The sequence below is a fragment of the Dermatophilus congolensis genome (assembly GCF_900447215.1).
Classification (GTDB): Bacteria; Actinomycetota; Actinomycetes; order Actinomycetales; family Dermatophilaceae; genus Dermatophilus; species Dermatophilus congolensis_A.
Genome location: NZ_UFYA01000001.1, coordinates 431970 through 458393, shown reverse-complemented (window position 1 = coordinate 458393; position 26424 = coordinate 431970). Strand labels below are relative to the sequence as shown.

At 58.4% G+C, this 26424-nt stretch carries 29 protein-coding genes; 6 read left to right on the top strand and 23 right to left on the bottom strand.

Going from position 1 to position 26424, the window contains the following annotated elements:
- Together DXZ77_RS12650 and DXZ77_RS01910 are read right to left on the bottom strand one after the other, a co-directional pair.
- Positions 1-189 (bottom strand): DUF2938 family protein, encoded by a 189-nt coding sequence (locus tag DXZ77_RS12650; protein ID WP_371666998.1) that lies wholly within the window; start codon positions 187-189, stop codon positions 1-3.
- A complete protein-coding gene (locus DXZ77_RS01910) occupies positions 177-359 on the bottom strand; it encodes a DUF2938 family protein (protein WP_115029531.1) in 183 nt (60 codons plus the stop codon). The genes DXZ77_RS12650 and DXZ77_RS01910 overlap by 13 nt, the downstream gene beginning before the upstream one ends.
- 94 nt (positions 360-453) lie before the next feature.
- On the opposite strand from DXZ77_RS01910, the gene DXZ77_RS12325 reads away from it, so the two are divergent.
- A complete protein-coding gene (locus DXZ77_RS12325; RefSeq protein WP_258553073.1) occupies positions 454-765 on the top strand; it encodes a helix-turn-helix domain-containing protein in 312 nt (103 codons plus the stop codon).
- Between the two features lie 240 nt (positions 766-1005).
- Here DXZ77_RS12325 and mutM read toward each other — a convergent pair whose 3' ends face one another.
- The 13 genes from mutM to DXZ77_RS01845 all read right to left on the bottom strand — a co-directional run bounded on the left by mutM (position 1006) and on the right by DXZ77_RS01845 (position 14628).
- Positions 1006-1803 carry a bifunctional DNA-formamidopyrimidine glycosylase/DNA-(apurinic or apyrimidinic site) lyase gene (gene mutM, locus DXZ77_RS01900; RefSeq protein WP_306746414.1) on the bottom strand — a complete coding sequence of 266 codons (798 nt, stop codon included), beginning with the start codon at positions 1801-1803 and terminating at the stop codon, positions 1006-1008.
- The gene (locus DXZ77_RS12585) at positions 1787-1942 is read right to left on the bottom strand and encodes a hypothetical protein (RefSeq protein WP_306747274.1); all 156 of its coding nucleotides are present in this window, start codon (positions 1940-1942) and stop codon (positions 1787-1789) included. The genes mutM and DXZ77_RS12585 overlap by 17 nt, the downstream gene beginning before the upstream one ends.
- A gap of 37 nt (positions 1943-1979) precedes the next feature.
- A complete protein-coding gene (rnc, locus tag DXZ77_RS01895) occupies positions 1980-2792 on the bottom strand; it encodes a ribonuclease III (protein WP_028327012.1) in 813 nt (270 codons plus the stop codon).
- 14 nt (positions 2793-2806) lie between these two features.
- The gene (gene rpmF, locus DXZ77_RS01890; RefSeq protein ID WP_115029529.1) at positions 2807-3001 is read right to left on the bottom strand and encodes a 50S ribosomal protein L32; all 195 of its coding nucleotides are present in this window, start codon (positions 2999-3001) and stop codon (positions 2807-2809) included.
- Between the two features lies 1 nt (position 3002).
- Complete coding sequence (locus DXZ77_RS01885) at positions 3003-3596, bottom strand: YceD family protein (protein WP_115032404.1); 594 nt, start codon at positions 3594-3596, stop codon at positions 3003-3005.
- 243 nt (positions 3597-3839) lie between these two features.
- Positions 3840-4343, bottom strand: a complete 504-nt coding sequence (gene coaD, locus DXZ77_RS01880) for a pantetheine-phosphate adenylyltransferase (RefSeq protein ID WP_115029527.1) — start codon at positions 4341-4343, stop codon at positions 3840-3842.
- Positions 4344-4529: 186 nt separating this feature from the next.
- Complete coding sequence (locus tag DXZ77_RS01875) at positions 4530-6998, bottom strand: ABC transporter permease (RefSeq protein WP_115029525.1); 2469 nt, start codon at positions 6996-6998, stop codon at positions 4530-4532.
- A 2-nt stretch (positions 6999-7000) separates the two neighbouring features.
- Positions 7001-7780 (bottom strand): ABC transporter ATP-binding protein, encoded by a 780-nt coding sequence (locus DXZ77_RS01870; protein WP_371666994.1) that lies wholly within the window; start codon positions 7778-7780, stop codon positions 7001-7003.
- 211 nt (positions 7781-7991) lie between these two features.
- On the bottom strand, positions 7992-8687 hold the full coding sequence (locus DXZ77_RS01865) for a response regulator (RefSeq protein WP_115029523.1): 696 nt from the start codon (positions 8685-8687) through the stop codon (positions 7992-7994).
- Positions 8684-10012 (bottom strand): sensor histidine kinase, encoded by a 1329-nt coding sequence (locus DXZ77_RS01860; protein ID WP_147279157.1) that lies wholly within the window; start codon positions 10010-10012, stop codon positions 8684-8686. The genes DXZ77_RS01865 and DXZ77_RS01860 overlap by 4 nt, the downstream gene beginning before the upstream one ends.
- Before the next feature lie 34 nt (positions 10013-10046).
- Complete coding sequence (rsmD, locus tag DXZ77_RS01855) at positions 10047-10634, bottom strand: 16S rRNA (guanine(966)-N(2))-methyltransferase RsmD (RefSeq protein WP_115032400.1); 588 nt, start codon at positions 10632-10634, stop codon at positions 10047-10049.
- A 5-nt stretch (positions 10635-10639) separates the two neighbouring features.
- Complete coding sequence (locus DXZ77_RS01850; protein WP_115032398.1) at positions 10640-12907, bottom strand: ATP-dependent DNA helicase RecG; 2268 nt, start codon at positions 12905-12907, stop codon at positions 10640-10642.
- 29 nt (positions 12908-12936) lie between these two features.
- Entirely contained in the window at positions 12937-14628 is a 1692-nt protein-coding gene (locus DXZ77_RS01845) for a DAK2 domain-containing protein (RefSeq protein ID WP_147279156.1), read from the bottom strand.
- A 356-nt stretch (positions 14629-14984) separates the two neighbouring features.
- On the opposite strand from DXZ77_RS01845, the gene rpmB reads away from it, so the two are divergent.
- The gene (gene rpmB / locus DXZ77_RS01840; protein ID WP_115029517.1) at positions 14985-15179 is read left to right on the top strand and encodes a 50S ribosomal protein L28; all 195 of its coding nucleotides are present in this window, start codon (positions 14985-14987) and stop codon (positions 15177-15179) included.
- Positions 15180-15249: 70 nt separating this feature from the next.
- On the opposite strand, the gene thiL is transcribed toward rpmB, so the two are convergent.
- Positions 15250-16260: a thiamine-phosphate kinase gene (gene thiL / locus DXZ77_RS01835; protein WP_115029515.1), complete on the bottom strand. Its 1011-nt coding sequence runs from the start codon at positions 16258-16260 to the stop codon at positions 15250-15252.
- 57 nt (positions 16261-16317) lie between these two features.
- Between thiL and DXZ77_RS01830 the strand changes: the two genes are divergently transcribed.
- Positions 16318-16815: a DUF3515 family protein gene (locus DXZ77_RS01830; RefSeq protein ID WP_115029513.1), complete on the top strand. Its 498-nt coding sequence runs from the start codon at positions 16318-16320 to the stop codon at positions 16813-16815.
- A 6-nt stretch (positions 16816-16821) separates the two neighbouring features.
- Here DXZ77_RS01830 and DXZ77_RS01825 read toward each other — a convergent pair whose 3' ends face one another.
- From DXZ77_RS01825 to DXZ77_RS01820, 3 genes are read right to left on the bottom strand one after another with little or no spacing between them, the layout of a single operon-like run.
- Entirely contained in the window at positions 16822-17481 is a 660-nt protein-coding gene (locus tag DXZ77_RS01825) for a response regulator transcription factor (RefSeq protein WP_258553071.1), read from the bottom strand.
- Positions 17474-17785 carry an ATP-binding protein gene (locus tag DXZ77_RS12160; RefSeq protein ID WP_220181578.1) on the bottom strand — a complete coding sequence of 104 codons (312 nt, stop codon included), beginning with the start codon at positions 17783-17785 and terminating at the stop codon, positions 17474-17476. Before DXZ77_RS12160 ends, DXZ77_RS01825 begins: the two co-directional genes overlap by 8 nt.
- On the bottom strand, positions 17746-18609 hold the full coding sequence (locus DXZ77_RS01820; RefSeq protein WP_220181577.1) for a sensor histidine kinase: 864 nt from the start codon (positions 18607-18609) through the stop codon (positions 17746-17748). Before DXZ77_RS01820 ends, DXZ77_RS12160 begins: the two co-directional genes overlap by 40 nt.
- A 167-nt stretch (positions 18610-18776) precedes the next feature.
- On the opposite strand from DXZ77_RS01820, the gene DXZ77_RS01815 reads away from it, so the two are divergent.
- A complete protein-coding gene (locus DXZ77_RS01815) occupies positions 18777-19184 on the top strand; it encodes an HsmA family protein (RefSeq protein ID WP_115029512.1) in 408 nt (135 codons plus the stop codon).
- A gap of 80 nt (positions 19185-19264) precedes the next feature.
- Here the strand turns inward: DXZ77_RS01815 and DXZ77_RS01810 are convergent, their stop codons facing one another.
- From DXZ77_RS01810 to DXZ77_RS01795, 4 genes are all read right to left on the bottom strand, one after another.
- Positions 19265-20440 carry a D-alanine--D-alanine ligase family protein gene (locus DXZ77_RS01810; protein ID WP_115029510.1) on the bottom strand — a complete coding sequence of 392 codons (1176 nt, stop codon included), beginning with the start codon at positions 20438-20440 and terminating at the stop codon, positions 19265-19267.
- Positions 20441-20510: 70 nt separating this feature from the next.
- Positions 20511-21530: an NAD(P)H-dependent glycerol-3-phosphate dehydrogenase gene (locus DXZ77_RS01805; protein ID WP_115029508.1), complete on the bottom strand. Its 1020-nt coding sequence runs from the start codon at positions 21528-21530 to the stop codon at positions 20511-20513.
- A 306-nt stretch (positions 21531-21836) separates the two neighbouring features.
- A complete protein-coding gene (locus DXZ77_RS01800; protein WP_028327031.1) occupies positions 21837-22238 on the bottom strand; it encodes an HU family DNA-binding protein in 402 nt (133 codons plus the stop codon).
- A gap of 341 nt (positions 22239-22579) precedes the next feature.
- The gene (locus DXZ77_RS01795) at positions 22580-22909 is read right to left on the bottom strand and encodes a DUF6457 domain-containing protein (protein ID WP_208303055.1); all 330 of its coding nucleotides are present in this window, start codon (positions 22907-22909) and stop codon (positions 22580-22582) included.
- Between the two features lie 401 nt (positions 22910-23310).
- On the opposite strand from DXZ77_RS01795, the gene DXZ77_RS01790 reads away from it, so the two are divergent.
- Positions 23311-24072, top strand: a complete 762-nt coding sequence (locus DXZ77_RS01790; protein ID WP_084441015.1) for an IclR family transcriptional regulator — start codon at positions 23311-23313, stop codon at positions 24070-24072.
- 215 nt (positions 24073-24287) lie between these two features.
- A complete protein-coding gene (locus DXZ77_RS01785) occupies positions 24288-26288 on the top strand; it encodes a glucose PTS transporter subunit IIA (RefSeq protein ID WP_115029504.1) in 2001 nt (666 codons plus the stop codon).
- Positions 26289-26424 lie beyond the last annotated feature (136 nt).

The window sequence follows — 26424 nt, the reverse complement described above, 5'->3', positions numbered from 1 at the left end:
CTACACACGGCCGTAGGCATCCGGGCCGAGGCCCAGGTCCCCAGGCCGTACATCGCATGTGCGCACAGTGCGCAGTCGCGCCGTCATCGGGTCCGGAACTTTGGAGGCAGCCAGGCCCATGCCCCACGCAGGTTGCATGAGCAGCCAGGCCGCTGCGCATGTCGCAAGACCCGCCGTCATGGCTGGCACCAGGGTGAGCTTGTTGAGCCAGCCCGGCCGCACGGCAACGAAGGCGAGGGCAAACCCGAACCGATGACGTAGTGAGCCACAAGGCCGATCTCATGCTCGCGCTCGACTGGTTTAGCGGTCATGATCGATTCGTGGGCAAATGCTCCGCGGCCAAGATGTTTGAATTCCATGAACCCTCCTCGTGGTTTCTGCCACGTTCACCGGCCCCAGCCATTCCGGCAAGGATCGTTGCCGAAACTGGGAAGGCGTCACTAGGCTCTGGCTGTGGAGTCTCTCCCGTCGATCACTGCCACTTTGGAGCTCATCCCCACCAGGCTGCGTCACTTCCGGGAACATCAGAACGTCTCGTTGACCAGGCTCTCTGCATTGACAGGAATCTCGACAAGCACGCTTTCGCGACTCGAACACGGTCAACGCAAACCCAGCCTGAAACTGTTACTGCCGATTTCCGCCGCACTTTGCGTCTCTCTCGACGAAATGATTGCCCCACCGCGTGTCCGTCGATCCACGCGTCCGCAACCCACCAGAACGGACAGCGGAGCGAACCTTTATCCGTCTTACCCACCATCCCCATAATCCGCAGGCGTACACGGTGACCATTCCAGCCCCCGAGGAGCTGCATTCTGCGAAGCCATGACGGCTATGAATGGATGTACGTGCTCAGTGGCAGATCCGCCTTCTTCTGGGAGACCAGGACCTCATCCTCAAACCAGGCGAAGCTGCCGAGTTCGACACCGCAATCCCCTACTGGTTCGGCACAGTCGGCAAGCGAGCCGTCGAACTACTGACAATGTTCAGTAGCCAAGGCGAGCGACTTCACCTACGTACGTCGCTCGGCAATAGCCGCTCGTCCTGGGGCAGGCGCTGACAACTCGGGCAAAATGTCGAACTTCGATTAGTGAACTGGATCCGTCGCATCGGAGTGCCGCATCGTTTGCATGGTTTACCCTCGCGCCCGTAAGCATCCAGGGACCGGTCGAAGTAGCCGCTCTGACCATTGACATTCACATACAGCGAATCAAAACTCGTCCCGCCCTGGGCCAGTGCATCACGCATAACATCTTGCGCATGGCCGAGAAGAGCAACAAGCTCGGACTGCCGTAAGGAAGATGAGCGGTGCTGGCCATGAATACCTGCGCGCCACAACGACTCATCTGCATAGATATTGCCGATACCTGAAACGACCCCTTGATCGAGCAGTCGCCGTTTCACTTCGCTATTCGATGCACGAATCCGTGTGCTTACCTGCTCTGCATCAAAGATTGGTTCAAGCGGATCGGGAGCAATATGGGCTACCGGAACAGGCACACCGAAAGGATGCCCCTGGCTAGGGGAATCCAACTCGGCCAGCGCCAGCCCACCAAACGTGCGTTGATCCACAAACCGCAGCACCTTTCCCCCAGGGGAGAGGGGTTCTGCAGGATTCTTCGCTGAGCCATCAGATAGCCAAAACTGCGCATGGGTGTGTTTGGGGGCTTCACGGTGACAATCTTGAACAAGCATCTGCCCACTCATCCCCAAGTGGACGATCAAAGCCATAAGAGCAGAACCCTGCGCTGCCACTTCATGCGCTGGTTCAAGCACCAGCCACAAATACTTACCCCGGCGGTCCACCGCTCGTACGTGCGCCCCCCGTAATCTGCGCACTCAAATGCTCTGGGCCCAAGACATGGCGGCGCGCCACCCTGGTGCCACGTAAAGACACACGTGCAAAGGTCTTGCCAACTACATGATCGGCAAGACCTCTACGCACAACTTCAACTTCGGGGAGTTCAGGCACGCTGCCCTGCCTAGCCCTTCTTATTCACCTGTTCAACGGAGTCAACCACTGCCTCAGCAACCTCTGCCTCCGTAGCGGAAACAACAGCTTCGGCTTTTTCTTGACGTTCCTTCAACATCGTCCACGCAAATTCAGCAGCTTGTTGCTCCGCTTGCTTTTTGCTGCGGCCAACCCCGGTGCCGAGCACTTCTTCACCCACCACAACGGAGGCGGTGAAAACTTTCTCGTGGTCAGGACCTTCTTCACTGACTCGGTACTCCGGAGTACCGATAGACATCACGCTGGACAGCTCTTGGAGTGAAGTTTTCCAGTCCAAAGCAGCACCAAGCTGAGCTGACTTTTCAAGCAGTGGGTCAAGGATGTGGTGAACGAATACGCGTGCACCCTCCAGGCCTCTTTCCAGGTACACCGTGCCAATAAGCGCTTCCATCGTGTCGGCGAGGATGGATGCCTTGTTCCGTCCTCCTGTGCTTTCCTCACCGCGACCAAGCAGAAGATAATCGCCCACGCCGAGCTCACGAGCCACCTTCGCTAAGGCCCGCATATTTACCACGGCAGCGCGCAACTTAGCCAGCTGGCCTTCTGCCAAATCAGGATGATCGGCATAAAGAGACTCAGTCACAACCAGACCAAGCACCGAGTCTCCAAGGAACTCCAGGCGCTCGTTATTAGGAAGACCACCGTTCTCGTACGCGTACGAACGGTGTGTCAACGCGTGATCGACGATGCCGCTGTCAACGGTGCCACCGATGATCGCAACGATCTTCTCAGTGAGCTCGCCAACCGGTCGCCGCTGATGTGTCGTCTTGTGTTTTGACGCCATCGCGACCTACGGCCTCAGTCCTGGAGCTCGGAGCGCTCCGCGGCCGAATAATGACGGCCGTTGTAAACGCCACACGACGGGCAAGCCACATGCGGGCGCTTGGGCTGTGTACACGTGGGGCACGAAGCCAACGTGGACACACTTGTCTTCCACTGCGCGCGACGCGAACGGGTATTGGAGCGCGACATCTTCCGCTTGGGGACAGCCACGTCAGTTCCTCTTCTCTGGATCGGTGTCACCATCGCTGGTCTGAGCAACTTCCTGACGGAGATGAGCCAGCGCAGCCCAACGAGGATCGGTCTGGTCGTGTGAGTGCTGAGGATCCTCCGACAGGTGGTCTCCGCAAGTTGAACACAGACCAGGACAGTCCTCATCACACACCGGCTGGAACGGCAGCGACAGCACCACCGCATCCACGATGACAGGCTCAAGATCGATTAAATCGCCCCCGATAACCCGCTGGTCCTCGTCTTCATCACCGACCTTTTCATGACGAGCGGCACGATCGGCGTAGGCGAACAATTCTTGAAAGCTCACATCGACTGACTCGTCAATGTCGTCCAAGCACCGCACGCAAGCACCGGTAGCACGCGCCCGCATTTCTCCACTCACGAGGATTCCCTCGATCACGGACTCCAGCCGGAAATCCACATGCATAGGAGTTCCTTCTTCAACCCCCAGCACATCAGTGCCAATACGTGAGGGGGCAACTGCATCGAAGGCATCTTCCACCATCGACCCAGCCCTGCGATTCAAGCGCCGGGTATCAATCACCAAAGGCCCGTGCGGATCAAGCTCGGTCATGGAATTACTCACTCCCAACAGAGGCTTCACAGCCTGCAGCTTCGGTCGGTTCAGCATGGCCCGTTAGCTCGAGATTCTTGGTGCGAAACCGCATCAACGAGGCGATTAGGGACAATGCGCGGACCGAATATCAATTTTAGCTCAGCAGAACCACGCCCCCCAAAACGCTTCAACTCTTCACTGCCCCAATTAACAAGGGAAAACGAAGCCAAGCAGCACTTACCGGCATCACCCAACTCCGAACTACGAATTCAAACGCTCCATCAACGCTGCCTGTACCCGCGGCGGCACCAACCCCGTGACATCACCCCCATACCCGGCCACCTCCTTCATCAGCGAACTAGACACCTCAACGAACTCTGGACTGCCGGGCACAAACAACGTCTCCACCCCACTCAAACGCCTATTCATCACCGCCATCGGTAACTCGTAGGCATAGTCAGTCTCTCCCCGCAGACCCTTCACAATCGCAGAAACCCCCAGCTCACTACACACATCCACCAAAAGCCTGCCCGCATAAGAACGCACTTGCACCCGCCCGGCAAGCCCCCGCTCCTGAAGCTCCGCCTCAACCAAAGCCACCCGCTCATCCGGAGAAAACAGCCCCTGCTTGGCCGGGTTATGCAACACCACCACAAAAACCTCATCAAACAAAGCAGCTGCTCGCGCAACCACGTCAAGATGCCCGCACGTAACCGGATCATACGAACCAGGGCACGCAGCACGACGAATCAGACGCTCACTCATGCGCCGACCGTAACAGGCTGCACAACACAGGCGGGGTTCGAATGTCTGACCCCTGATCCTCAGACACTCGAACCCCGCCCGAAGAAACCAGTGCCGATAAACACCGGTTCCCTTTTCCCCTGCACTCCCCGGCAGGGGAAAACCTGTCAAGCGTGGTCGGCTACGCGAAGGAAACCGACCACGCACTCACTCTGAAGCCAAAGCCGCAGACGCACTAACCTTTGCCGCACGAATCGCAGGCAGAACCGAAGCCAACCAGCCAGCAGCCAACGCCACCGCGACCACCAACAGCAATCGTGCCCAGGGGATATCGACGGTGACACCACCTAGATCATTCAACAAAGCGTATGAGCCAGCGATGCCGTAGCTGATGCCCAGCAGCAACCCAAGAGCTGTACCAACACCTGTCAACACCAACGCCTCCAGCCCGAACATCGCACGCAGGCCAGACTTCGGCAAACCTAGAGCCCGAAGAAGACCCGACTCACGCGTCCGTTCGAACACGGACAAACCTAGAGTATTGCCAATACCAACCAAAGCAATAACTACGGCCATCGCCAGCAATCCGACAACAACAAGCAACACGATGTTGATAATCTTCTGCAGGCTTTCGCGTGCCGCAGCCGCTCCCTGAACGCGAACACCTGGAAGACCGCTCAAGTACTCAGCGACTTTCCGCTCACCAGTCGAGGCCTCAACGCCGTCGGCATACCGCACCCACACTTGGTTTAAAGCCTTAGGGTCCAGGCGTTGAACACTGTTAAACGTGGTGTAGAAAGCCTCCAACTCGCCCGAAGAAACCACAGCGGTAAGAGATAGAGTCTCGCCGCCCTCAGTAGTGACAGTCACAGGCGAACCATCAGCAATTCCCGCATCACTGGGAAGCAAAATCTTCCCGTCAGCCAGTCCAGTGAAAGCATCGGCACGACGGCTGACCTTGGCAGCCTCAGCAGAAACTCCCACCAACGCCGAATCCGGGATAGTGACACTTCCTGATTTGACTGTGACGGACGTCGAGTTACCCAGACCGCTGCGCTCCACCTCAGGTGTAGCCGCTAGTTTGTCTGCGTGACCTTGCCCCAGCGGGGCCTCAGCAGAAATCTGAGAATCAACCGGGAAATGACGATCCAGTGACGCATTGATCGATGTCGTCCCCGTCGCAGCACCCACCAACATCATCGTCACCAACGTGACCCCAACCAGCAGCGCACTGGCTGTGGCGGCAGCACGCCCCGGGTTACGTCGAGCGTTAGCCACTGCCAATCGGCCTGCCACACCCCCTCTTCGCAACGGAGCACCAACTACAGACGCAGCCATAGGAACCACCAGCGGCGTCAACAACATGACACCCAGGAAGCTACTTACTCCACCGGCCACACCGAGAGGGATCCCACTACCACGCGCGCTCAGCACCAAGCACATAGCCCCAGCAACGAACAGCGCTGTCCCGATCACGATGCGCAACCGCGCAACCCGACCCTCAGCCTGCGCTGAAATAGGCCGCAAAGCAGCAATCGGAGCAACCCGTGTTGCAGCACGCGCTGGAGCCAAACTCGCAAGCACCGTCACCACAACACCCACAGACATCGGCACCAGAACCGCTGTAACGCTGGGAACCAGCCCATCTATCCCCTTCGCAAACGACACGACGATCGCAGCGACGGCCGCACCCAATAGCAAACCAATAACAGAGCCAATAACCCCAACAAGGAATGCCTCAAAAAGAACTGCACGGCGCACCTGAGCACGATCTGCGCCGATGCAACGCATCAACGCCAGCGCACGCGTACGCTGCGCAATCAAAATCGAGAACGTGTTAGAGATCACCAAGGCAGAGACGAAAATGGCGATAACAACAAAACCCAGCAGCATCGTGGTGACTACCTTGATACCCGAGTCAAGAAGCCTTTGACGTTCAGCAACCTCTTCAGCACCCGTGCGCACCGTCAAACCAGCAGCGGCAGGAAGCCCCGCCACCAGCTTTTTGGTTTTTTCGTCCTCCATACCAACGTCAGGCAGATTCACCTGCACCTGGAGAAAACCAGTCCTGCCCGTCAGCTCCCAAATATCGTCATCCAGAGAAAACGCCAACGGAGCAACACCATCAGGACCGCTCTTATCCGGCGACACCACACCCACTACACGCAATGGAGTAGTTCCCCCATTGCCATCTTTGGCAGCCTCTCCCGAAAGAAAATCCACGGTCTGCCCTATCTGAATCTGACGCTGGGCAGCGACATCGGAAGAAACAGCAATCTCTCCTCGAGTTGTTGGCAACCGCCCCGAATCCAGCTTCGTGCGCTCATCCAACACAGGCAACGATTTCAGCTGCAGCGGCTGCTGACCAGTGTGAGTTCTGTGAAAAGTCAACCCCCCTGCGATAGCAGTCACTTTGGCCTGCGGCAACGAAGATTTCACCTGAGAAGGCAACGCAACCGGAATAGGCCCTTCCCCACTATCTGGGACAGAAACCACCGCGGCCGCCCCACCCACCGATGCCGCAGCCCGCTGCTTCAACGTTGCCTGCACCGAATTACTCACAAGCAACGTGGTTGCCATGAACGCAACACCCAACGCGATAGCAACAAGCACACTCGCCAAACGCCTACCTTGACCAATAACACTGGCCAAGGCCATCTTCATCGACGTTTTCATGATCACGCACCCAACTCACGCAGAGCCGACAGCACCTGGTCGCTAGAGGGCGTCTGCAAATCACCAGCAATCCGCCCGTCAGCCAAAATCAACACCCGATCTGCATACGTCGCAGCATTCGGATCGTGAGTCACCATCACAATGCTCTGCCCCAAATCGCGAACACTATGCCGCAAAAACTCCAACAACTCATGACCAGTCACTGAATCCAAAGCCCCCGTGGGCTCATCAGCGAAAATCACCTTCGGGCGCATCACTAATGCCCGAGCTACCGCCACTCGCTGCTGCTGCCCACCGGAGAGCTGTGTAGGCCGGTGTGACAACCGCTCCCCCAAACCAAGCACCGACACAACATGGTCAAACCACTGCATGTCCACCTTTCGGCTGGCCAACTCCAGCGGCAGCAGGATGTTGTCCTTCGCCGACAAAGTCGGCAACAAGTTAAACGACTGAAACACAAACCCAAGCTGATCCCGGCGCAGCCTCGTCAGCTCTTTGTCATTCAACGTGGTCAGGTCAGTATTCCCCACCCAGACATGCCCGTCCGAAACATCTTCCAAACCGGCAGCACAGTGCATCAACGTCGACTTACCCGACCCAGAAGGCCCCATGATCGCCGTGAACTGCCCCTGCCCAAAAGAAACATCCACATGGTCCAACGCCACCACACGGGTCTCCCCCTCGCCGTACACCTTCGAGAGATCCTCAACCTTGAGCGCAGGCTGCGCAAACTTCTCCGCAGGGTCCATATCCAACGCAGCGGACACCGGTGATGCGGTCATGATCTTGCTCCTGATCTGTACGTCCGCTCCTTGTCCAGGCAAGCGGAAGCGCCCCGACCCCGGGGCGCCGTAGATATCGGTAGATGATGAAAACCACAGTACGAAGCGCGACCGCCCCCCGAATCGGGCTACGGTCTGGTTTTCACATACCCCACCAGGAGCACGTCAACCCCACCCACGTACGACCCAAGTCGTACCTGAACGTCAACGATCAAGCATCACCACGGCGCGGCCGAACCAAACCCGTGTCGTAAGCCAACACCACCATCTGTACCCGGTCCCGCAACCCTAACTTCGACAAAATCCGACCGATATGGGTCTTCACCGTCGCCTCCGCCATGAACAAATTCGCCGAAATCTCGGCGTTATTCATGCCCTGCCCCACCGCCACCAGTACTTCACGTTCCCTATCAGTCAAGGGAGCCAACACGCGCTCCTTATCAACACTTCGCTCCGAATCTGCGTTGCCCATCCCCGGCAAGAAACGCTCCAACAAACGCCGCGTCGCACTCGGAGCCACCACCGCATCACCAGCGAACACCGCACGAATAGCCGCCAACAACTCCGCAGGGCCAGCGTCTTTCAACAAGAAGCCGCTCGCACCGGCATGCAAAGCCGCATGCACATACTCATCCAAATCAAACGTCGTCAACACCAACACCTTTGTGGCAGAGCCTGACTCCACAATGCGTCGCGTTGCCCCCACCCCATCCAGCACCGGCATCCGGATATCCATCAAAACAACATCCACCCCCGTCCCAGGATCAGCTACCGCAGCCACCGCAGCAGCACCATCCCCCACCTCACCAACGACCACCATGTCCGGCTGAGCATCCAAAACCATCCGAAAACCCGCACGCATCAACGCCTGATCATCAGCCAACAACAACCGAATCGGCTCACTCACGAATGACCTCCACCATCAGAACCAACACCAGGCGCCATACCCAACAACGACGACGAATGCTCCGACTCCACAGACGGCACACTCGCAACAACCTCAAACCCGCCACCAAAGTGCGGACGCGCCGAAAAAGTACCACCCACCGAAGCAATCCGCTCCCGCATCCCAATTAACCCATGCCCCTGCCCATCATCATGCGAAACACCCCCACCCGTATCCCTTACAGCCACTGACACTTTTCCCGGCGTGTACGCCAACTCCACCGCAACCGTCACCCCAGCCCCACCATGCTTCAACGCGTTCGTCAATGATTCTTGAACCACCCGATACAACGCCATCTGCGCAGCCACATCAAGAGTCTCTACCCGCGCCGGATCCCCCACCACCGTGAACGTCGCCGGAGTTCCTGCCGCATCCACATGCGCCACCAAATCACCAATACGATCCAACCCACCCTGCGGCGCATACTCCACCTCATCCCCCTCATGCCGCAACACCCCCACCAAACGCCGCGTCTCACTCAACGCCCCCCGCGCCGTATCACCAATCGTGCCCAAAGCCCGCTCAGCCACCTGACCCGCCGTCGCCGGATCACCATGAGCCAACGCATACGCCGCGCCATCAGCCTGCACAACGATCACCGACAACGAATGCGCCACCACATCATGCATATCTCGCGCAATACGGTTGCGTTCCTCCTGCACCGCCAACCGTGAAACCGAATCTCGCTCCCGCTCCAACGAAGCAGCCCGTTCCCGCAAAGACTCCACCAACTCATACCGCTGTCGACGCAACGCCCCCGGCACAAACGAAGAAACCACCAACCCCATCATGAAAACTGCTGTCATGACGTAATTAGCAAGCGCCGCCAGCCACGGGCCCCCGTACGAAGCCTTTTGCCAGTCATACACACCCAGCAAGCAGCCGACCAATGCTGCCCCCAACCACCACCACCGCAACTGCTTCTTGCCATACGCCGCCACCGCAAACAGCATGATCAACGCAGAAACATTCCCCGGATACGCCCTGTCCAGAATAAAAAGCTGCACAACACACCCAAGGAAGACGCACATCATCGCCCTATCCGGACGAGTCCGCCGCCACAGCAACGGCACCACTGACCCACCCAAAACCCACACAGAAGAAAAAACAGGCGGCAACCACCCCTGATTGAACTCCTCTTCCGTCACGTCCACCACCACCAGCAACCCCACCGGAAACGCCCACAACGCATCAGCCACCATCGGATGGCTACGCCACCACGCACACGCACGACGCCACAACGCATACGCACGAATCACCGAACGCACCAACGGAAGATCTCGCACAACACCACCGTAGGGCCCAACACAACCCCTGTCGTCACACCAGGGTCGTATCCTCCTCAACCGCTACCGGCTGCACAAACCACAACTGCGTCTCCCCATATGTCCGACCATCAAAACACTCCAACCCCAGCGGCCACACCGGCTCAGCCGTACGACTCGACCGCTCCACCACGACCACCGCATCCGGATCCAACACCCCAGGCACAGCCAAACGGCCACAAATCGCCTCAATCACCTCATTACCCACCTCATACGGCGGATCCATAAACACCACCTGAAACGCCCCCTTCTCCACCTGCGGCACATACGTCACCGCAGAACCAGCAACCACAGACACCACATCCGCCACCCCCAAATCACGCGCATTACCCCCCGCAACAGCCACCACCGGCCGCGCCGACTCCACTAACACCGCCTGCGCAGCCCCACGCGACAACGCCTCAAACGCCAACGCCCCCGACCCGGCATACAAATCCAAAACCCGCGCCCCAGCCAACACATCAAAATGATCCAACCGACTGAACAACGCCTCCCGCACCCGATCCGTCGTCGGCCGTGTCCGATCCCCCTTCGGAGTGTCCAAACGACGCCCCCTAAACCGGCCAGCCACAATACGAGTCACACCGCTCACCCCTTCTGCAAAAAATCAACCGACTCCGCCGCCACGTGATCGTCCAGAATACGGTCAAGATCAACAAACCCCGTCAACTGCGCATCTTCATCCAACGCCCTAGCAGCATCCTGGCGCGCCATCGCAATAATCTCCTCATCCTCACGCCCAGACAACCGAAGAAACTGCAACTGCGCCCCTCCACCGGACTGACGCTTACCCAACACATCACCCTCACGACGCGACAAAAGATCCAACCGCGATAACTCAAACCCATCAGTCGTGCCCGCCACCGCCTCCAACCTCTCCCGCCCACCCGGCGTCGGCTCAAACGTCACCAACAAACACAACCCAGGCAGCCCCCCACGCCCCACCCGCCCACGCAGCTGATGCAGCTGCGAAACCCCAAACCGATCCGCATCCACAATCACCATCACCGTCGCATTCGGCACATCCACCCCCACCTCAACCACCGTCGTCGCCACCAACACATCAACCCTGCCCTCAGCGAAATCCCGCATGACGCGCTCTTTCTCATCACTAGGAAGACGGCCATGCAACACAGCCATACGCGCCCCCGCTAACGCAGAAACCCCCTGCAACTCAGCAAACATCTCCACCACACCCCGCATCACAGGACGCTGACATTCCCCCGCATCCAGCGGATCACCAGCACGAGTGCCCACGCCATCCCACACCGCAGCAAAACCTTCCTCCACCGCACCACCTACGCCAACCTCATCCCCAATCCGAGGACACACCACATACACCTGCCGCCCAGCACGCACCTCTTCAGCCACCCGCTCCCACGCACGGGCATACCAGCGCGGATTATCAACCACCGCTGTCTGAACAGCAGCACGCCCCCCTGGCAACTCCGACAACACCGACAACTCCATATCCCCAAACACCGTCATCGCCACCGTCCGCGGAATCGGCGTCGCCGTCATCGTCAACATATGCGGAATCTGCGTCCCCTTAGCACGCAACGCATCACGCTGCTCCACGCCAAAGCGGTGCTGCTCATCCACCACCACCAAACCCAAATCCGCAAACACCACCCCCTCCTGCAACAACGCATGCGTCCCCACCACAATCCCCGCCTCACCCGAAGCCACCTGCAACAACGAACGTCGCCGCTCCCCCACAGAATCACTGCCAGTCAGCAATGCCACCCGAGTGCCCCCAACAGCACCACTCAACAAACCACCCTGACCCAACGGACCCAACAATGCAGAAATCGACCGATAATGCTGCTGCGCCAACACCTCCGTCGGCGCCAACAACGCCGCCTGACCACCGGCATCCACAACCGCCAGCATCGCCCGCAACGCCACCACCGTTTTGCCCGACCCCACATCCCCCTGCAACAACCTGTTCATCGGCCGACTACACGCCAGATCAGCCTCAATCTCCTCACCCACCCGCCGCTGCCCCTGCGTCAACGCAAAAGGCATCTGCGCATCAAAAGCCGCCAGCACCCCACCCGCACACACCGAACGCGCCACCGCAGGAGAAGCCGCCTGCTCAGCCCTACGCCTGCCCAACGCAACCTGCATCGCAAACGCCTCGTCATACTTCAACCGACGCACACACGCAGCAAAATCTTCCTGTCCCTCAGGTAAATGCACCCCCCGCCACGCCTGCGCATACCCCCGCAACCCCCGCGACAACCGCAACGACTCCGGCAACGGATCAGGCAAATCCACCGACGCAAGAACCTGCTCCACCGCGCGCGAAACCACCCAACTCGGCATCCCCTTCACCTGCCGATACACAGGCACCTGCTCCCGCTCCAACAACGAACCCACACCCGAAACACCCGCAAACTCCTGCTCCACACCACCAGAGCCACCATCCTCACCCACCGAATCAGGCAAAAACTCATACGTCGGATGCGCTAATTGCCAACGCCCCTTATACGTACTCACCTTCCCCGCAAACAGCCCACGACGCCCCACCCGCAACTCCCGCACATGCGGAAACGCCGAAAAAAACGTCAAACCCATCTCCCAGGGGCCTGTACTGACCGTCGCAGACAAAATTGTCATCGGACGCCGCCCCCTTCTGGGAGCCGCCTTACGCGTCGATGCCGAGGTCACCACCCCGACAAACACCACATAGTCATCTGGATGCAAGTCACCCAAGTCGCCATTACGGCTAACAAACTTTCGCGGGCGAAAACGCAACAAATCGCCAGCAGTGTGTATCCCCCGCGCCTGCATCAACGCCTTCGCATACTTCTCGGGCAAAATGCCCCGCAAAGAACTCCACCAATCACTCATGCGGATCCCCTTCCCACACACACCATCCCTCACTCCACACCAAACTCAAGAACCGGCTCCAAACCACACACACGCAGCACACTCACCTCCACCTCAGGGAGCTGCTCCCCCACCCACCCAATAACCTCCTCAGCCAGCTGCTCCTGCCCTGCCCCGACCAACACAGCCACAGCCTCAGGCTCACGCCCCTGAGACTGCACCCCCAATAACAACCTCGCCACCACCATCCGCGCCACACTCACCGCATCCCCAACTGAAACCACCTCTGCTCCAACCACACCAAAGAAATCACCACGGCTCATCTCACATCCCACTTCAGCGAACCCCCAGCAACTCCATCGCACCGACCCCACCGCAATATCCCGCACGCCACGAGCCAAGCGCGTTGCCTCCTCTACCGGATCCGCAGCTGCATCAAAAAGCGACACCGCTGACAACACAGCCACGACTGACTCGCACCTGACCACCACTACTTGCGAGCGCAACTCCCGCGCCTCTTGCCCGAACTTCTCTACCACCTCCCACCAGCGGGCATCAGTCACCATCAGCAAAACAACATCACCATCAGCCCTGATAACAGCCTTCTTTAACTGCGAGAAAGCCACGCTGGAATCAGCCCATGCGGGGATCGGCTCTACCGTCATCACACCCCAACGAGACAACTCCTCAGCTGCTCCTTGTCCGGCACCCACGGCAATAAGCGCTAAGCCACTACTCTTTGCGTACTCAGATCCAGCGGGAACGTCTACCGGTTCCACCTGGTCACCTGCAGGTAGCGCCTCCACCTGCACATCCCGTGGCAACCCCACCTGATAAGCAACCTCAATTACTGCTCCTGGGTCAACGGTGTGCACATGCACCGTCACCAACTCTTGCACCCCATCAACTTCAGAGGTGCCTGCAACGACAACGCTCTGCCCCAGCTGCTCCAACACCTGCGCCAACGCGTTCACCTTCATCGCGCACACCTGATGGAGTCGATAAACCACCTCGTATTCCAGGCGGTCCACCGATAATGCTGGACACGCAGCCTCCGAAAGAGCTGTCCGCTGTTCCTTACTCACGTTTTTTTCCGCGGACTCTCGCTGATGCACCACTTCACTCAACGCACGCAAAAGCACGAGCAAGCCTGCCCCGCCGGCATCGACCACTGCCGCCCGTGCTAACACTTCCAACTGCTCAGTTGTATCTGCTAAGGCATCTTCAGCAGCCAACACCGCAGCGTCTACGACTTCAACGAGCTTTTTGCCTGCAGATGCTGCTCTCATCGCCGCAGCCGAGGCTGCATCCGCCACCGACAGGATCGTTCCCTGCACCGGGTGTGGAACACCTTCACGAGCTTTGTTTGCAGCCGTACACAGCGCCTGCGCCAACTGGCTAGGTTGCACACTCCCTCTCCCTTCTGTGAGAGGGATCTGTGCTATTTCTTCAGCTAATCCCACCATCAACTGACTGAGAATTACTCCCGAATTGCCTCTTGCTGACATTAATGCTTCACGCGCAGCGTTTTCGAGAATCATTCCCAAATTGCCGAATGAGTTTTCATCATCCCCCACCTTGAGTGCACTCGAAAGCGTCAAAAACAAATTCGAACCCGTATCTCCATCAGGAACAGGGAAAACATTCAGAGCATTAAGCTCCTCCACCGCAGCCTCCAGCCGCACCAATGCAGTGGCCCCCCAACGCATAAACGCCAGCTCATCAAGCGTTTCCAATGGCACAGCAACGCACTTCACCGCACTGACCTCCCGCGACCGTGGAATCACCAACACCCATCCTCACACGCACCACCTTGAGAACCACTCTCACGCTCACCAGCACTCTGAAACACAAAACATTCGACACTCATTTGGGCCCCCCGCCGCTATTCGTTAGCATTGATCTGCTCGACCGCCAGTCGCGTTTTGCGGCAAGACTCAAATGAACAAACGTGTAAAACACGTAAATTTCTCTACCGTGAATTACCGATCACGCTACGCCCAGGCGTTTAGTGTCAGATCTGTCACGGCAAGAGCGAACCCGCAAACACTAGACGGTCTTCACGAATCCATATACATCGATTAATCAGGAGTGTCCCGTGGCTGCCAACTGCGAGATCTGCGGCAAGACCCCGAAGTTCGGGAAGAGCGTCTCTCACTCGCACCGGCGCACCAACCGAGCCTGGATCCCCAACATCCAGCGTGTACGCGCCCTGGTCGGCCCTAGCGGCAAGACCCCCAAACGCCTCAACGTATGCACCTCATGCATCAAAGCTGGCAAAGTTACCCGCTGACCTCTCCAGCACCCCTAAAAGGCCGCCACCCCACACCCGGGTGACGGCCTTTTTTGAACACTCACCTGACCTATCGAGCGAAATGATCCCACGTCACAACATCAGAACACTGACCATCAACAGTGACGCGGCCACGCTCCAAAGGAGAAATAGGTAACACCTCACCCACCACGCGCCACCCTGGCGGCACCACTTCCCCATCAGAAAACGTCGCCAACAGCGAATGCTCCTCACCTCCACCAAGCACACACTCCACCGCCCGTTGCTGCCCCACAACCGGAACAAGACGCTCAACAAACGGCTCCAGCAACTCCCAGGACAAAGCCACCTCCACGCCACTAGCCGCAGCAACCCTGCCAGCATCAATCACCAAACCATCGGAAACATCAATCATCGATGTCGCCCCCACACGCGCAGCAACCGGGCCCTGCTTCAACGGAGGCTTAGGGCAAACATGCATCTGGACACATTCCGAGGTTCGCTCAGAAACAACACCACCACGCCCCTGTCGCGCCAACACGTCCAACCCAGCACCAGAACACCCCAAAGACCCAGCCACCGCAACCACATCTCCCGCACGAGCACCACTGCGCAACACAGGAGAACCCCCCTGCGCATCACCAAATGCCGTCACCGACAAGGTGACCACGCCCGCCGGAGCCGACGACAAATCCCCACCCACAACCACCGCCCCAGCAGCAGCGGCCGCATCAGCCAATCCACGCGCTGACTCCACCGCCCACCCCACAGTTGTAGCCGGATCTGCAACCAAAGTCACAAGCAGCGCCCGCGTCACCCCACCCATCGCCGCGATATCAGCTAAATTCTGCGCCGCACACTTTGCCCCCACCTCATACGGCGAACTCCACTCATCCAACCAGTCACACCCACGCACCATCGTGTCCGTCGTCACTAACACCCCACCATCACTTGTCCGCACCCACGCTGTGTCATCACCCACCCCCACCGACACAAAAGACCGATCAACCCCACCTGCCTCATACACAGGAAACACAAGCCCCAACAACTCAGCCTCAGAAACAGAACTCAGAGGCTGCGAGAATAAAGACGAATCAGCCACAAAAACTCCTAGCACAACACCCAAAAACCCGAACCTACACCTGCCTCAAGGAGGACGATGCCAACACCTCGCCTCCCCAAACGCGCCCTACCCATTCTTGCCCTCGTCGGCGGGCTGCTCAGCATCGCCCTGGGCTCCACCGCCGCCCTACTCATATCCACTACCCAACACACCCCCATCGACGTCGCTGCCGCACCCCGAGCACACGAAAAACTCTGCACCACCGTCACCCAAAACTGGCCCCACGACATATCCGGACACCCACGCATCCCCACCACCTCAGACCCGAAAGGATCTGCAGCCTGGGGAAGCCCTGCAATCATCGCCCGTTGCGGCATCACCTCACCGAGACCAACCACAGACGAATGCATCGACGTCAACGGCGTGGACTGGATCATTCGACACCTCGACGATGGCATGCAGTTCATCAGCTACGGCAGGTCCCCCGCCGTCGAAGTACTCGTACCCAAAAAATACGCCCCCGAGCCACTCGTCCTGTCAGCCTTCGCCCCATCAGTGCAGAAAATCCCCCAAACCAAAGGCAAATGCATGTAGGCACCCTCAATGCTCGAGAAGCCCCTGACGCCGAGCAGCCGCAACCGCAGCCGTACGACTCTTGACCCCAAGCTTGTCGTAAATATGCGCTAAGTGCGTCTTCACCGTCGCCTTAGACAAAAACAAAGCTGCCGCAATCGCATCATTGCCCGCCCCCTCAGCCACCAGCCCCAAAACCTCTTTCTCCCGCACCGAAAGCTGAGCAGTAGGCCTAGCCATCCGCGCCACCAACCTGCGCTGCACCGTTGGCCCCAACGTGACTTCACCAGCAGCCGCCGCCCGAATCGCTGCCGTCAGCTCCTCTGTCGGTGAGTCCTTCAACAAATACCCAGTAGCCCCCGCCTCAATCGCAGCAAGAATCTCCCCATCGGTGTCATATGTCGTAAGAACCAAAACTGGCGGTGCACCCCCAGCAACCAATTGCGCCGTGGCCTGCGCACCGTTCATCCGTCCCTGCCCAAACCGCAAATCCACCAACAACACATCAGCGACCCCACCACCACGCACCCACGCACCCAACTCCTCAGCTGTCGCAAAATCCGCCACCACACGCATATCCGGCTGCGAATCCACCAACACACGCAACCCCGCCCGCACAATCGGGTGATCGTCAGTCAGCACTACCTGCACGCAGCGAGCCTGCGCATCCACACGTACCTCACTCACTGCGCCGCTCACTTTCTGCCCCCGCAACAGGAATCCTCACCACCACAGCTGTGCCCCCACATGGACTGCTCTCAACATCCGAGGTGCCATGCAACTCACGCACCCGCGAAGCAATTCCACGCAACCCAAACCCTCCCGCGCTACGCGGCGGATCAGCCGGATCAAAACCAATGCCATCATCAACTACATCCAGCGCAACCTGCTCATCCTCATACGAAAGCGTCACAACCACACACGAGGCCTGCGCATGCTGACGCACATTAGCTAACGCCGACTGCGCAATACGCAACAACGCAGACTCCACCGCAACGCCGCAACCAGCCCACCGGCATCCAAATCACCGGGAGCAAGACCACGAACAAAACGACGTGCCTCCTCCAAACTTGACCGCGCAGTCTGCGCTGCCCGCTCCACGAACTCCTCACCAGCATCCAACGAATCCGCCGACTGGGCAGCACGCAACAACAAATCAATCGACACAAACCCCTGCGCCAACGTGTCATGAATCTCACGCGCCAACCGCTCCCGCTCCGCAGCAACTGCCCGCTCGCGCTCTGCATGAGCCAAATGCTCACGCGCAACAGCAAGCTCTTGCACCATGCGTGCCCGCACCTCCCCCTCCCGAGCCAACGCCTCCAACCCCACCACGACCCCAATCGCCAACGCCGCCCCAAGAATCGGCCCCACAACACCCCCCAACGAGCCAGCTCCAACCGTGCCTTCACTCACCTGCAGCGCAATCGTCAAACCTGCCGTCACCACGACCGCCCCACCACCAACAAACGGCCCAAGAACATGCATCTGCACCAGCATCAGCGCAAAAGAAAGCCACAGCGCAGCAGGTGTCACCAGCGTGAACAGCACCCACGAAACCACCAGGGCCACCACCCAAGCGATCTCCCAAAAATCCCCACCACGACGATCTAAACGAGAGACATCCACGCTGCGAAACCGCAAACGCCCACCGGCGTACACACCCAGAACCAGCAACGCCGCACTCACCAGCAACCACATCTGAGCGCCACGCCGCACACCAATCGAAAACCCCACCACCGTGAGCGTCACGACTAGCAAATCCAACCCAACCAGTAATTCCCGCGCTACTGGCGGAAAAGAGCGGTGATGCACCCCCTCACCATAACCGGCACCTTTTCGCAAAAAACTGAACCGACATCAGCCAAAAGGATGACCCAACTCCACTCCCCCGGCCGATGTGTCGAACATCACCAATACCCGAACCTGAATACATACCCGCTGCAACTCGCACGGACGCTATCCCCCATCAGGAGCCCAACATGCCTTTGCTCGTCCCAGCCATCGTCCTCATCACGGGCGCCCTGATCGCCTACACCATCGGTGTCTGGGCAGAACGCCGCGCCGGAGTTCTGCGCCCTTGGCACGCCGCCATGTTTGCGCTCGGGCTCACCTTCGACGCCTCAGGAACATTCCTCATGGGGCGCATCGCAGCCTCCGGCGCAACACTGGCCACCACCGGCGCTGCCAGCGTCCTTACTCAACTTATGCAGGTCACCGGCGCAGCTGCCCTCGTACTCATGGCCATCCATCTTCTATGGGCTGTCGTCGTCTTGATTCGCCGCGATCACAAAGCACAAGTGACTTTCCACCGATTCAGCGTGGGCGTCTGGGCTCTATGGCTTGTGCCTTACTTCACTGGCATGGCAGCCGCGATGATGAAGAACTAACCACCTCCACACGAATGAACCGCTCGTACCGCGTCCACCTCATCAACACAGTGGATCGGCACGAGCGGTTCATTCGTGTTTCAGCGCAAACCAGCTCGACGTTCCAACGCGAGCTCAATCAAATCTGTAATCAGGTCGGAGTACTCCAGCCCCGTCGCCGCCCACATGCTCGGGAACATTGAAAACGGCGTAAAACCTGGCAGCGTATTGATCTCGTTAATGATGAGTTCGCCATCAGGTGTATAGAAGAAATCGCACCGCGCCAGCCCTTCACACTCCACCGCATCAAACGCATGCACAGCCAACTCACGCAACCGCGCTGTGACATCCTCTGGCAGCTTCGCTGGGCATGAAAGCGTCACGTCCGACTCGGACAAGTACTTAGCCTCAAAGTCATAGAAATCATGGTCAGCAACGACGATTTCACCAGGCATGCTTGCCCGGCTGGGCTCTAATCCATGGCCAGACAAGACACCACATTCAATTTCCCGACCCACGATGCCTTGTTCAACAACCACCTTCGGATCATGCTTGCGCGCCGCCTCAATGGCCTCCCGCAATCCTTCAGGGGTGTCAACCTTCGTGATCCCGAAACTACTACCAGCCCGCGCAGGCTTGACAAACACAGGGAATTGCAACCCCTGCAGCGATTCAAGCGCTGCCTCGGCATCAATACGCCACGCCTTATCTGTGATGACGCGATAGGGCCCCACAGGTAGCCCCGCCGCTTCAAAAGCGACCTTCATCCAATGCTTGTCCATCATCATGGCACTGGCCAGCACACCGCAGCCCACATAACGCATCTCGGCAAGCTCAAACAACCCCTGGATTGTGCCGTCCTCACCAAAAGGACCATGCAACAGCGGCAGAACCACATCAATATCGCCAAGGGATTCCAGACCGCCGTCCTTGCGGTCTGCCACCTCAACAACAGTGCTCGAATGAGCTTCCAGCGAGAAACTGACATAGGAATCTGCGTCGGTAACCTCGGGCAGCTCCTGCCCACCCAACTTCAAGCTTTCAGGGTCGTCAGGCATGCGCACCCATCGGCCATCGCGCGTAATCCCAATCGGCACTACATCAAACCGGTCGCGGTCGATCGCCCCAAGAACACCACCAGCGGTGACACACGAAATCGAATGCTCACTCGAACGGCCACCAAAGACGATGGCAACACGAATACGTCCATCGCGACCAGACCCGGTACGCGAGGAAAGAGGACGGGGGGACGAGGGAAAAGTGCCATCGGTGCTCATCAGCCGCACTTTACCTACGAGGACGTCCCCCTTGCCCGACCCACGAGACAAACACCCCAGCACATCTGATTCACGGACGACGTAGCTGTTCTGGCTTCTCGGATTTACGCACCCGCGACATAAGAACATCACCCATCAACTGCGGACGCTGACCATCATGGACAACCGCTACTACGGCCTCCGTAATCGGCATTTCCACCCCAAGTTGGGCACCCAGTTGCAAAATCGACAGGCTCGATGCCACACCCTCAGCAGTCTGTCCTGTTTTTTCCACCACTTCATCAAGACTCATCCCCTGCCCCAACCCCACACCAACACGATGGTTACGGGACAACGGCGACATACAGGTAGCAATGAGGTCCCCTACCCCAGCTAGCCCTGAGAACGTAGCCGCCTCAGCCCCCAGCGCCATCCCCAATCGCACAGTCTCGGCCAAGCCACGCGTCACGATGGTGGCTTTCGTGTTATCCCCCAGCCCCATGCCCTCTGCTACACCAACAGCCACCGCGATGACGTTCTTCGTGGCACCGCCTAGTTCCACCCCCACAATGTCCTCATCGGTGTAGGGCCGAAAAAACGGAGTTGCACATGCATCTGCCACCATTTCTGCAGTCGCTGCGCTGACAGAAGCAACCACGCTCGCCGATGGCTGACGCGCCGCTATCTCTCCAGCCAGGTTTGGCCCTGAAACGACAGCAATCCGCTCAGCCTCAAAACCGCCTACTTGTGAAATCACCTGACTCATTCGTAGGCCTGTGCCTCGTTCGATGCCTTTCATCAGCGACACCAACACAGCATCAGAGGGAACCAGATTGCTCCACTGGGTCATCGTTGTCCGCATTTTTTGCGACGGCAGCGCCACGACCACAATCTCTGCCCCATCCAGCGCCTCAGCTGGATCAGTGGTCGCCACGATAGAAGGAGCAAGCTTGACGCCAGGCAGATAGTCCGAGTTTTCGTGTGCGGTGTTGATTCGCTCAACCTGCTCAGCCCTGCGCCCCCATAAACGCACCTGAGCTCCCGCATCCGCAACGATTGTGGCAAACGCGGTGCCCCAGCTACCCGACCCGAGAACGGCTACCGTGTCCACGACGTGCTCCTTCTACCCTGATTCCGCTGTACCTGACGCATAACGAGAAGCAACGACTGGCCTCAGAACACCGGAGAACCCCACCGCTGGTGGAAAACACAGCCGCCCGGTACACCATAGTTGGCCGCAGCTGCTCTTCAGCTCCGAGGAACCTCAACCATGGCCTCCACAAACAGGCACCCAAACATGAGGGTGCCCTTGTTCTGCCATACAGGAAGAACAAGGGCACCCTCACAAGCCTGATCCATACGCGTCCACCAGAGCACATACAGGCTCTGGAAGGGAGGGGACGCTTCAAAGCCTTACTCAGGCGTTTTTGCCGGCCTTCCGCTTTGCCTTGTTCGCGCGGATGGTGGCCTCGGCGCGAGAACGCACCTCGGCGGCCGTGCCAGCAGCGGCACGGGCTGCAGCAGGGCCGGACTTCGGCAAGGTCTCCGGTTCGGCGACATACATCTTGAAAGCGGTGCCGGGCCGGAACTTCGGCACAGCGGTGGATTCGATACGCACGGATTCACCCGTACGCGGGTTGCGGCCAGTACGAGCAGCGCGGTCCACTCGCTCGAACGTGCCGAAGCCGGTGATTCCCACCTTGCCGCCCGCCGCAACCTCTCGGATAATTACGTCGAAGACAGCCTCGATGGCATCTGCTGCTGCCTTCTTCCCTCCGATTCGATGCTCAAGGGCATCAACCAGATCAGCCTTGTTCACTCTTGTTCTCTCCCTCCAGAGAAGACCGGTTCGATCCCTCGAACCGAGGGCGTAGCCACGCAATTGCCGCAGCGGTAGTTCCCCGCTATGGCGTACATGTCACGTCCTAGCTCCTACATCTGCTGACGCAGGCTGTGTCATTCGGTGTGTTTCACCGGTCCCGCATATCTGCCGGACCCGGATCCCTATCGGCACGAGTTGGCCTGACAGACAGAGGATTCAAGGAGCGGCTGTATACAAGGGGGAACGGAAACGAGCACGTCGCAGGCTTTTTCAGCCGCTACGCGTGAATACGAACGTTGCTTTTTTATGCTGCGCAACGCTTTAGTTTTCCCGTCGTGTTACGAGGTGGGCGCCTCCCAGGTGCGCGCGAGCTGCACGAGTCGGGTTATACGACTAGCGATCTCATCACGCCCCTCACCTGGCTGGGTCGCCAAACCGAGAGCAAGCGCAGTCATGGGCGCGCCGGGACGAGAGGGACCGTGTGCCACGTCGCTGATAAGACTCAGAGCAGGTTGAGCAATGTCATTTAGAAGATTCGGATCGAGGTTGAGCTCATGGCATACCGCTTCGAGCCATAGGTGCATGATGCGCATTTTTTCTGCTTCGGATGCGGGAGTTTTACCGGCTCTGTCTCCCGATGAGCAGTTGCGACCATCGTGATCGGCCACGGTCGTCCTCCGTTGTTGACCTGCTGGTGGTCTTTACTTCTCTACCTTTACACAGGGCACATACCCGAAGACAACAAGAGTTTCCTGACAGCGGGATAAGCCAGGTCCGGAGCGGGAAAGCAGTCTGCTTGATTCTTAAGTAGGCACAGAGCGGAGTGTTCTGCTCATCCTTGCGGGGTGCATTGTGTGATGCACGTAATAGTCATTCACGCTGTGGACTAGGTGGTAGGCCATGCAGGTTTGCTTGGGAGTAGCTCGATTGAGGAGGGTGAATTTTCGGGGTGTCTGCGGATCTGAACCGACCTGAGGGAGCGGGGATTCGGCAACTGTGACCCCAGGTTCATGAGGGCTCAAATTATGGAGGCCTTGCGTCTCATGCGGTGAGACGGCAAGATGCATGCATGGAATCTTCGAGCGGTGTGGGAGTTCTCGATAAAGCAGCCATCGTGTTGAGCGCTTTGGAAGGCGGCCCTGCGACTCTGGCGCAACTAGTGGCAACAACTAAATTGGCTCGCCCAACGGCGCACCGAATTGCAGTTGCTCTAGAGCACCACCGCCTGGTTGCTCGAGATATGCAAGGACGTTTCATCCTGGGGCCACGTTTGGCTGAGTTGGCTTCTGCTGCGGGAGAAGATCGACTGCTAGCTGCAGCGGGAGCAGTGCTGGCCGCATTACGTGATCACACTCACGAAAGCGCCCAGCTATTCCGACGACAAGGTGACATGCGGATCTGTGTGGCAGCAGCAGATCGACCTATGGGACTAAGGGATTCGATCCCGGTTGGGGCGACGCTGAGCATGCAGGCTGGCTCTGCCGCGCAAGTTCTTTTGGCCTGGGAAGAGCCCGACCGACTGCACCGAGGCTTGCAGGGAGCGGCTTTCACAGCAACCACTCTCTCGGGCGTACGCCGCCGTGGATGGGCTCAGAGTGTCGGAGAAAGGGAAGCTGGAGTTGCCTCTATTTCCGCACCCGTGCGTAACCCTTCTGGCCGAGTTATTGCAGCAGTGTCTATCTCCGGGCCAATTGAGCGGCTATCTCGCCAACCAGGGCGCCTCCACGCCGCTACAGTGGTGGCTGGTGCCAACAAACTTACCGAGGTTCTCCAGCGAGCTCACAACGCCCAGATGCACGCAGCTGAGAATGCACAGCGAAGCGAAAACTGATTCCTGCAGGGTGACGGCCCCCACTCACCACGGTTGTTGAATGTGCCGAGCTTGTGGGTGCCGCCCCGGCGGGCTTAGGTTGGGATCGGTTCATAGCTGGAGGGGAGCTGTGGCCCCCAGCCAAGTTTCAGGAAGGCATGGCCTGAGATGCACCATGTGTGCCCTCAGGTCTTTTTTATGCCCGCTTTAAGGGCGAAGGGAAAGGAAAGAGGACGATGGGGTCCGTCGATTTTCAGACGCTGGCCAGCGATATCTTGCGCCTGGTCGGCGGCGGGGAAAACCTCGTAAGTTATACGCACTGCGCCACGCGGCTGCGATTAAATTTGTCCGACGAGTCGAAGGCCGACACGGCGGCAATTAAAGAGCTGGATGGCGTTATTGCCGTCCGGCACCCGAATGGTCAGTACCAGATCGTCATTGGCAATGAGGTGCCTGAACTGTTTGCGCAGTTCGCAGCACTGGTAGGAGATGACGCGGCTGCTGTCGCTGTCGACGAGCGCCGCGGCGGGCCCTTAGCTCGGTTCATTGCATTGTTCAGTGCTGTTATGCAGCCGATCGTGTGGGCGCTGACTGGGCTTGGCATGGTGAAAGCAGTTTTGTCTGCGCTGGCCACGTTCGAAATCATCAAAACCGAAAGCCCAACCTACGCAATTCTCTCGGCAGGCGCCGACGGGATGTTTTACTTCCTGCCTGTCTTTTTGGCACTGGCGGCTTCAAAGTGGCTGAAGACAGACATGGTTACGTCTGTCGCTATCGCGGTTGCTTTGCTTCACCCGAGCATCGCATCGCTGGCAGAGGCAGGCACGTCGGTGTCCTTCTTCGGACTACCGGTCGTGATGTTGACGTACGCGAACTCTTTCATCCCGATTTTCTTGGCCATGTGGCTGCAGTCATACATGGAACGTGGCTTAAACAAAGTCCTACCGGATGCAGTGCGCGATGTGGTTCGCCCCATGATCGTTATCACGGTCATGGTGCCGTTGGTTCTCATTACGATGGGGCCGGCAACTGTGCATACCTCAAACCTGCTGGCCAACCTCATCACGGGGTTCTTTGGCGATACTCCATGGCTAGCCGGGTTTATCTTGGGTGGTTTGTGGGAGCTGTTTGTCATCTTCGGATTGCACTGGGGCTTGATTCTGCACATCACCAATGAGCTTGCTTCCGGTGGTGGACACACATTGATCACTGGCCCGCTAGTGGCATCTGTAGTTGCCCAGTCTGCTGCGACGCTGGCTGTCGTATTCCGTAGCCGAAGCAACAAACGGCGTGGTGTTGCTGTTCCGGCTGCGCTGTCTGGTCTGTTCGCAGGTGTAACTGAGCCTGCGGTTTATGGCGTGAACTTGCCGCTGCGCAGGCCGTTCTACTTTGGTCTGCTTGGTGGAGCGATCGGCGGCGCTATTGCTGCTAGCGGCGGTAGCGGTTCGAACTCATTCGCTGTTCCCTCACTGCTAGGGCTAAAAGACTTCACTGAGGTTGGCGATTTCACGCTTGAAATCGCTGGTACAGCTGCAGCGGCGATTATTGCATTCGTACTTACTTTGGTCTTCGCGCCGCGAGAGCGCCGAGACGTGAAGTCTTCGGATCATTCACCTGAAACAGCGCTTATCCGCTTGCCTGGCGCCGGTCCTATTACTGGCTCTAATCCGATTGTGAGCAAGGTGGTGACTTCGAGTGAAGAAACGTCGACTTCTTCTATCCCGATGACTGCGACCTCTGCGATTCCCCTAGCGATGGCTGCAGCAGATGAGGGAGCCGTGGAGATTCGTTGCCCTGTTAGGGGTCGTTCGATTCCACTTTCTGAGGTGACTGACCCGGTTGTCGCAGCTGGACTTCTTGGAAAAGGAGTGGCAATCGCTCCGGAAGAAGGACGTGTGTGCGCTCCGGTCAGTGGTGAGCTTGTCACTGGGGAGGACAGTGACCATGCGTATGGGATCCGCACCGCTGAAGGCGTTGAGGTGCTCGTGCATGTGGGCATCAACACTGTCGAGCTGCGCGGAGAGCATTTCTACCGCGTTGTTGCCCCGAGCGGATACGTGGAAGCCGGGGACATTCTTGTGGATGTTGATTTCCCCTCGGTAGAGGCCGCTGGGTATGATAACACGATCATGATGACGATCATGAACACCAACGAGTTGGGTGAGGTAGTTCCGGCGTCGCCTGGCCCGAAGGCGGCTGGTGACTTGGTGATGGTCGTTAAACAGAAAGAGCAGTAGTGCTGATGTGACGCACCTGGGTTAGCAGTACAACGGCCATCTCGGTAAAGCCTCAAAGCGTGTGGAGGTTCTTCCGCGGTGGCCGTTGCTATATCCGGGTGCTTGATGTTTATGGCACTGGCCGTGGCGGACTGGG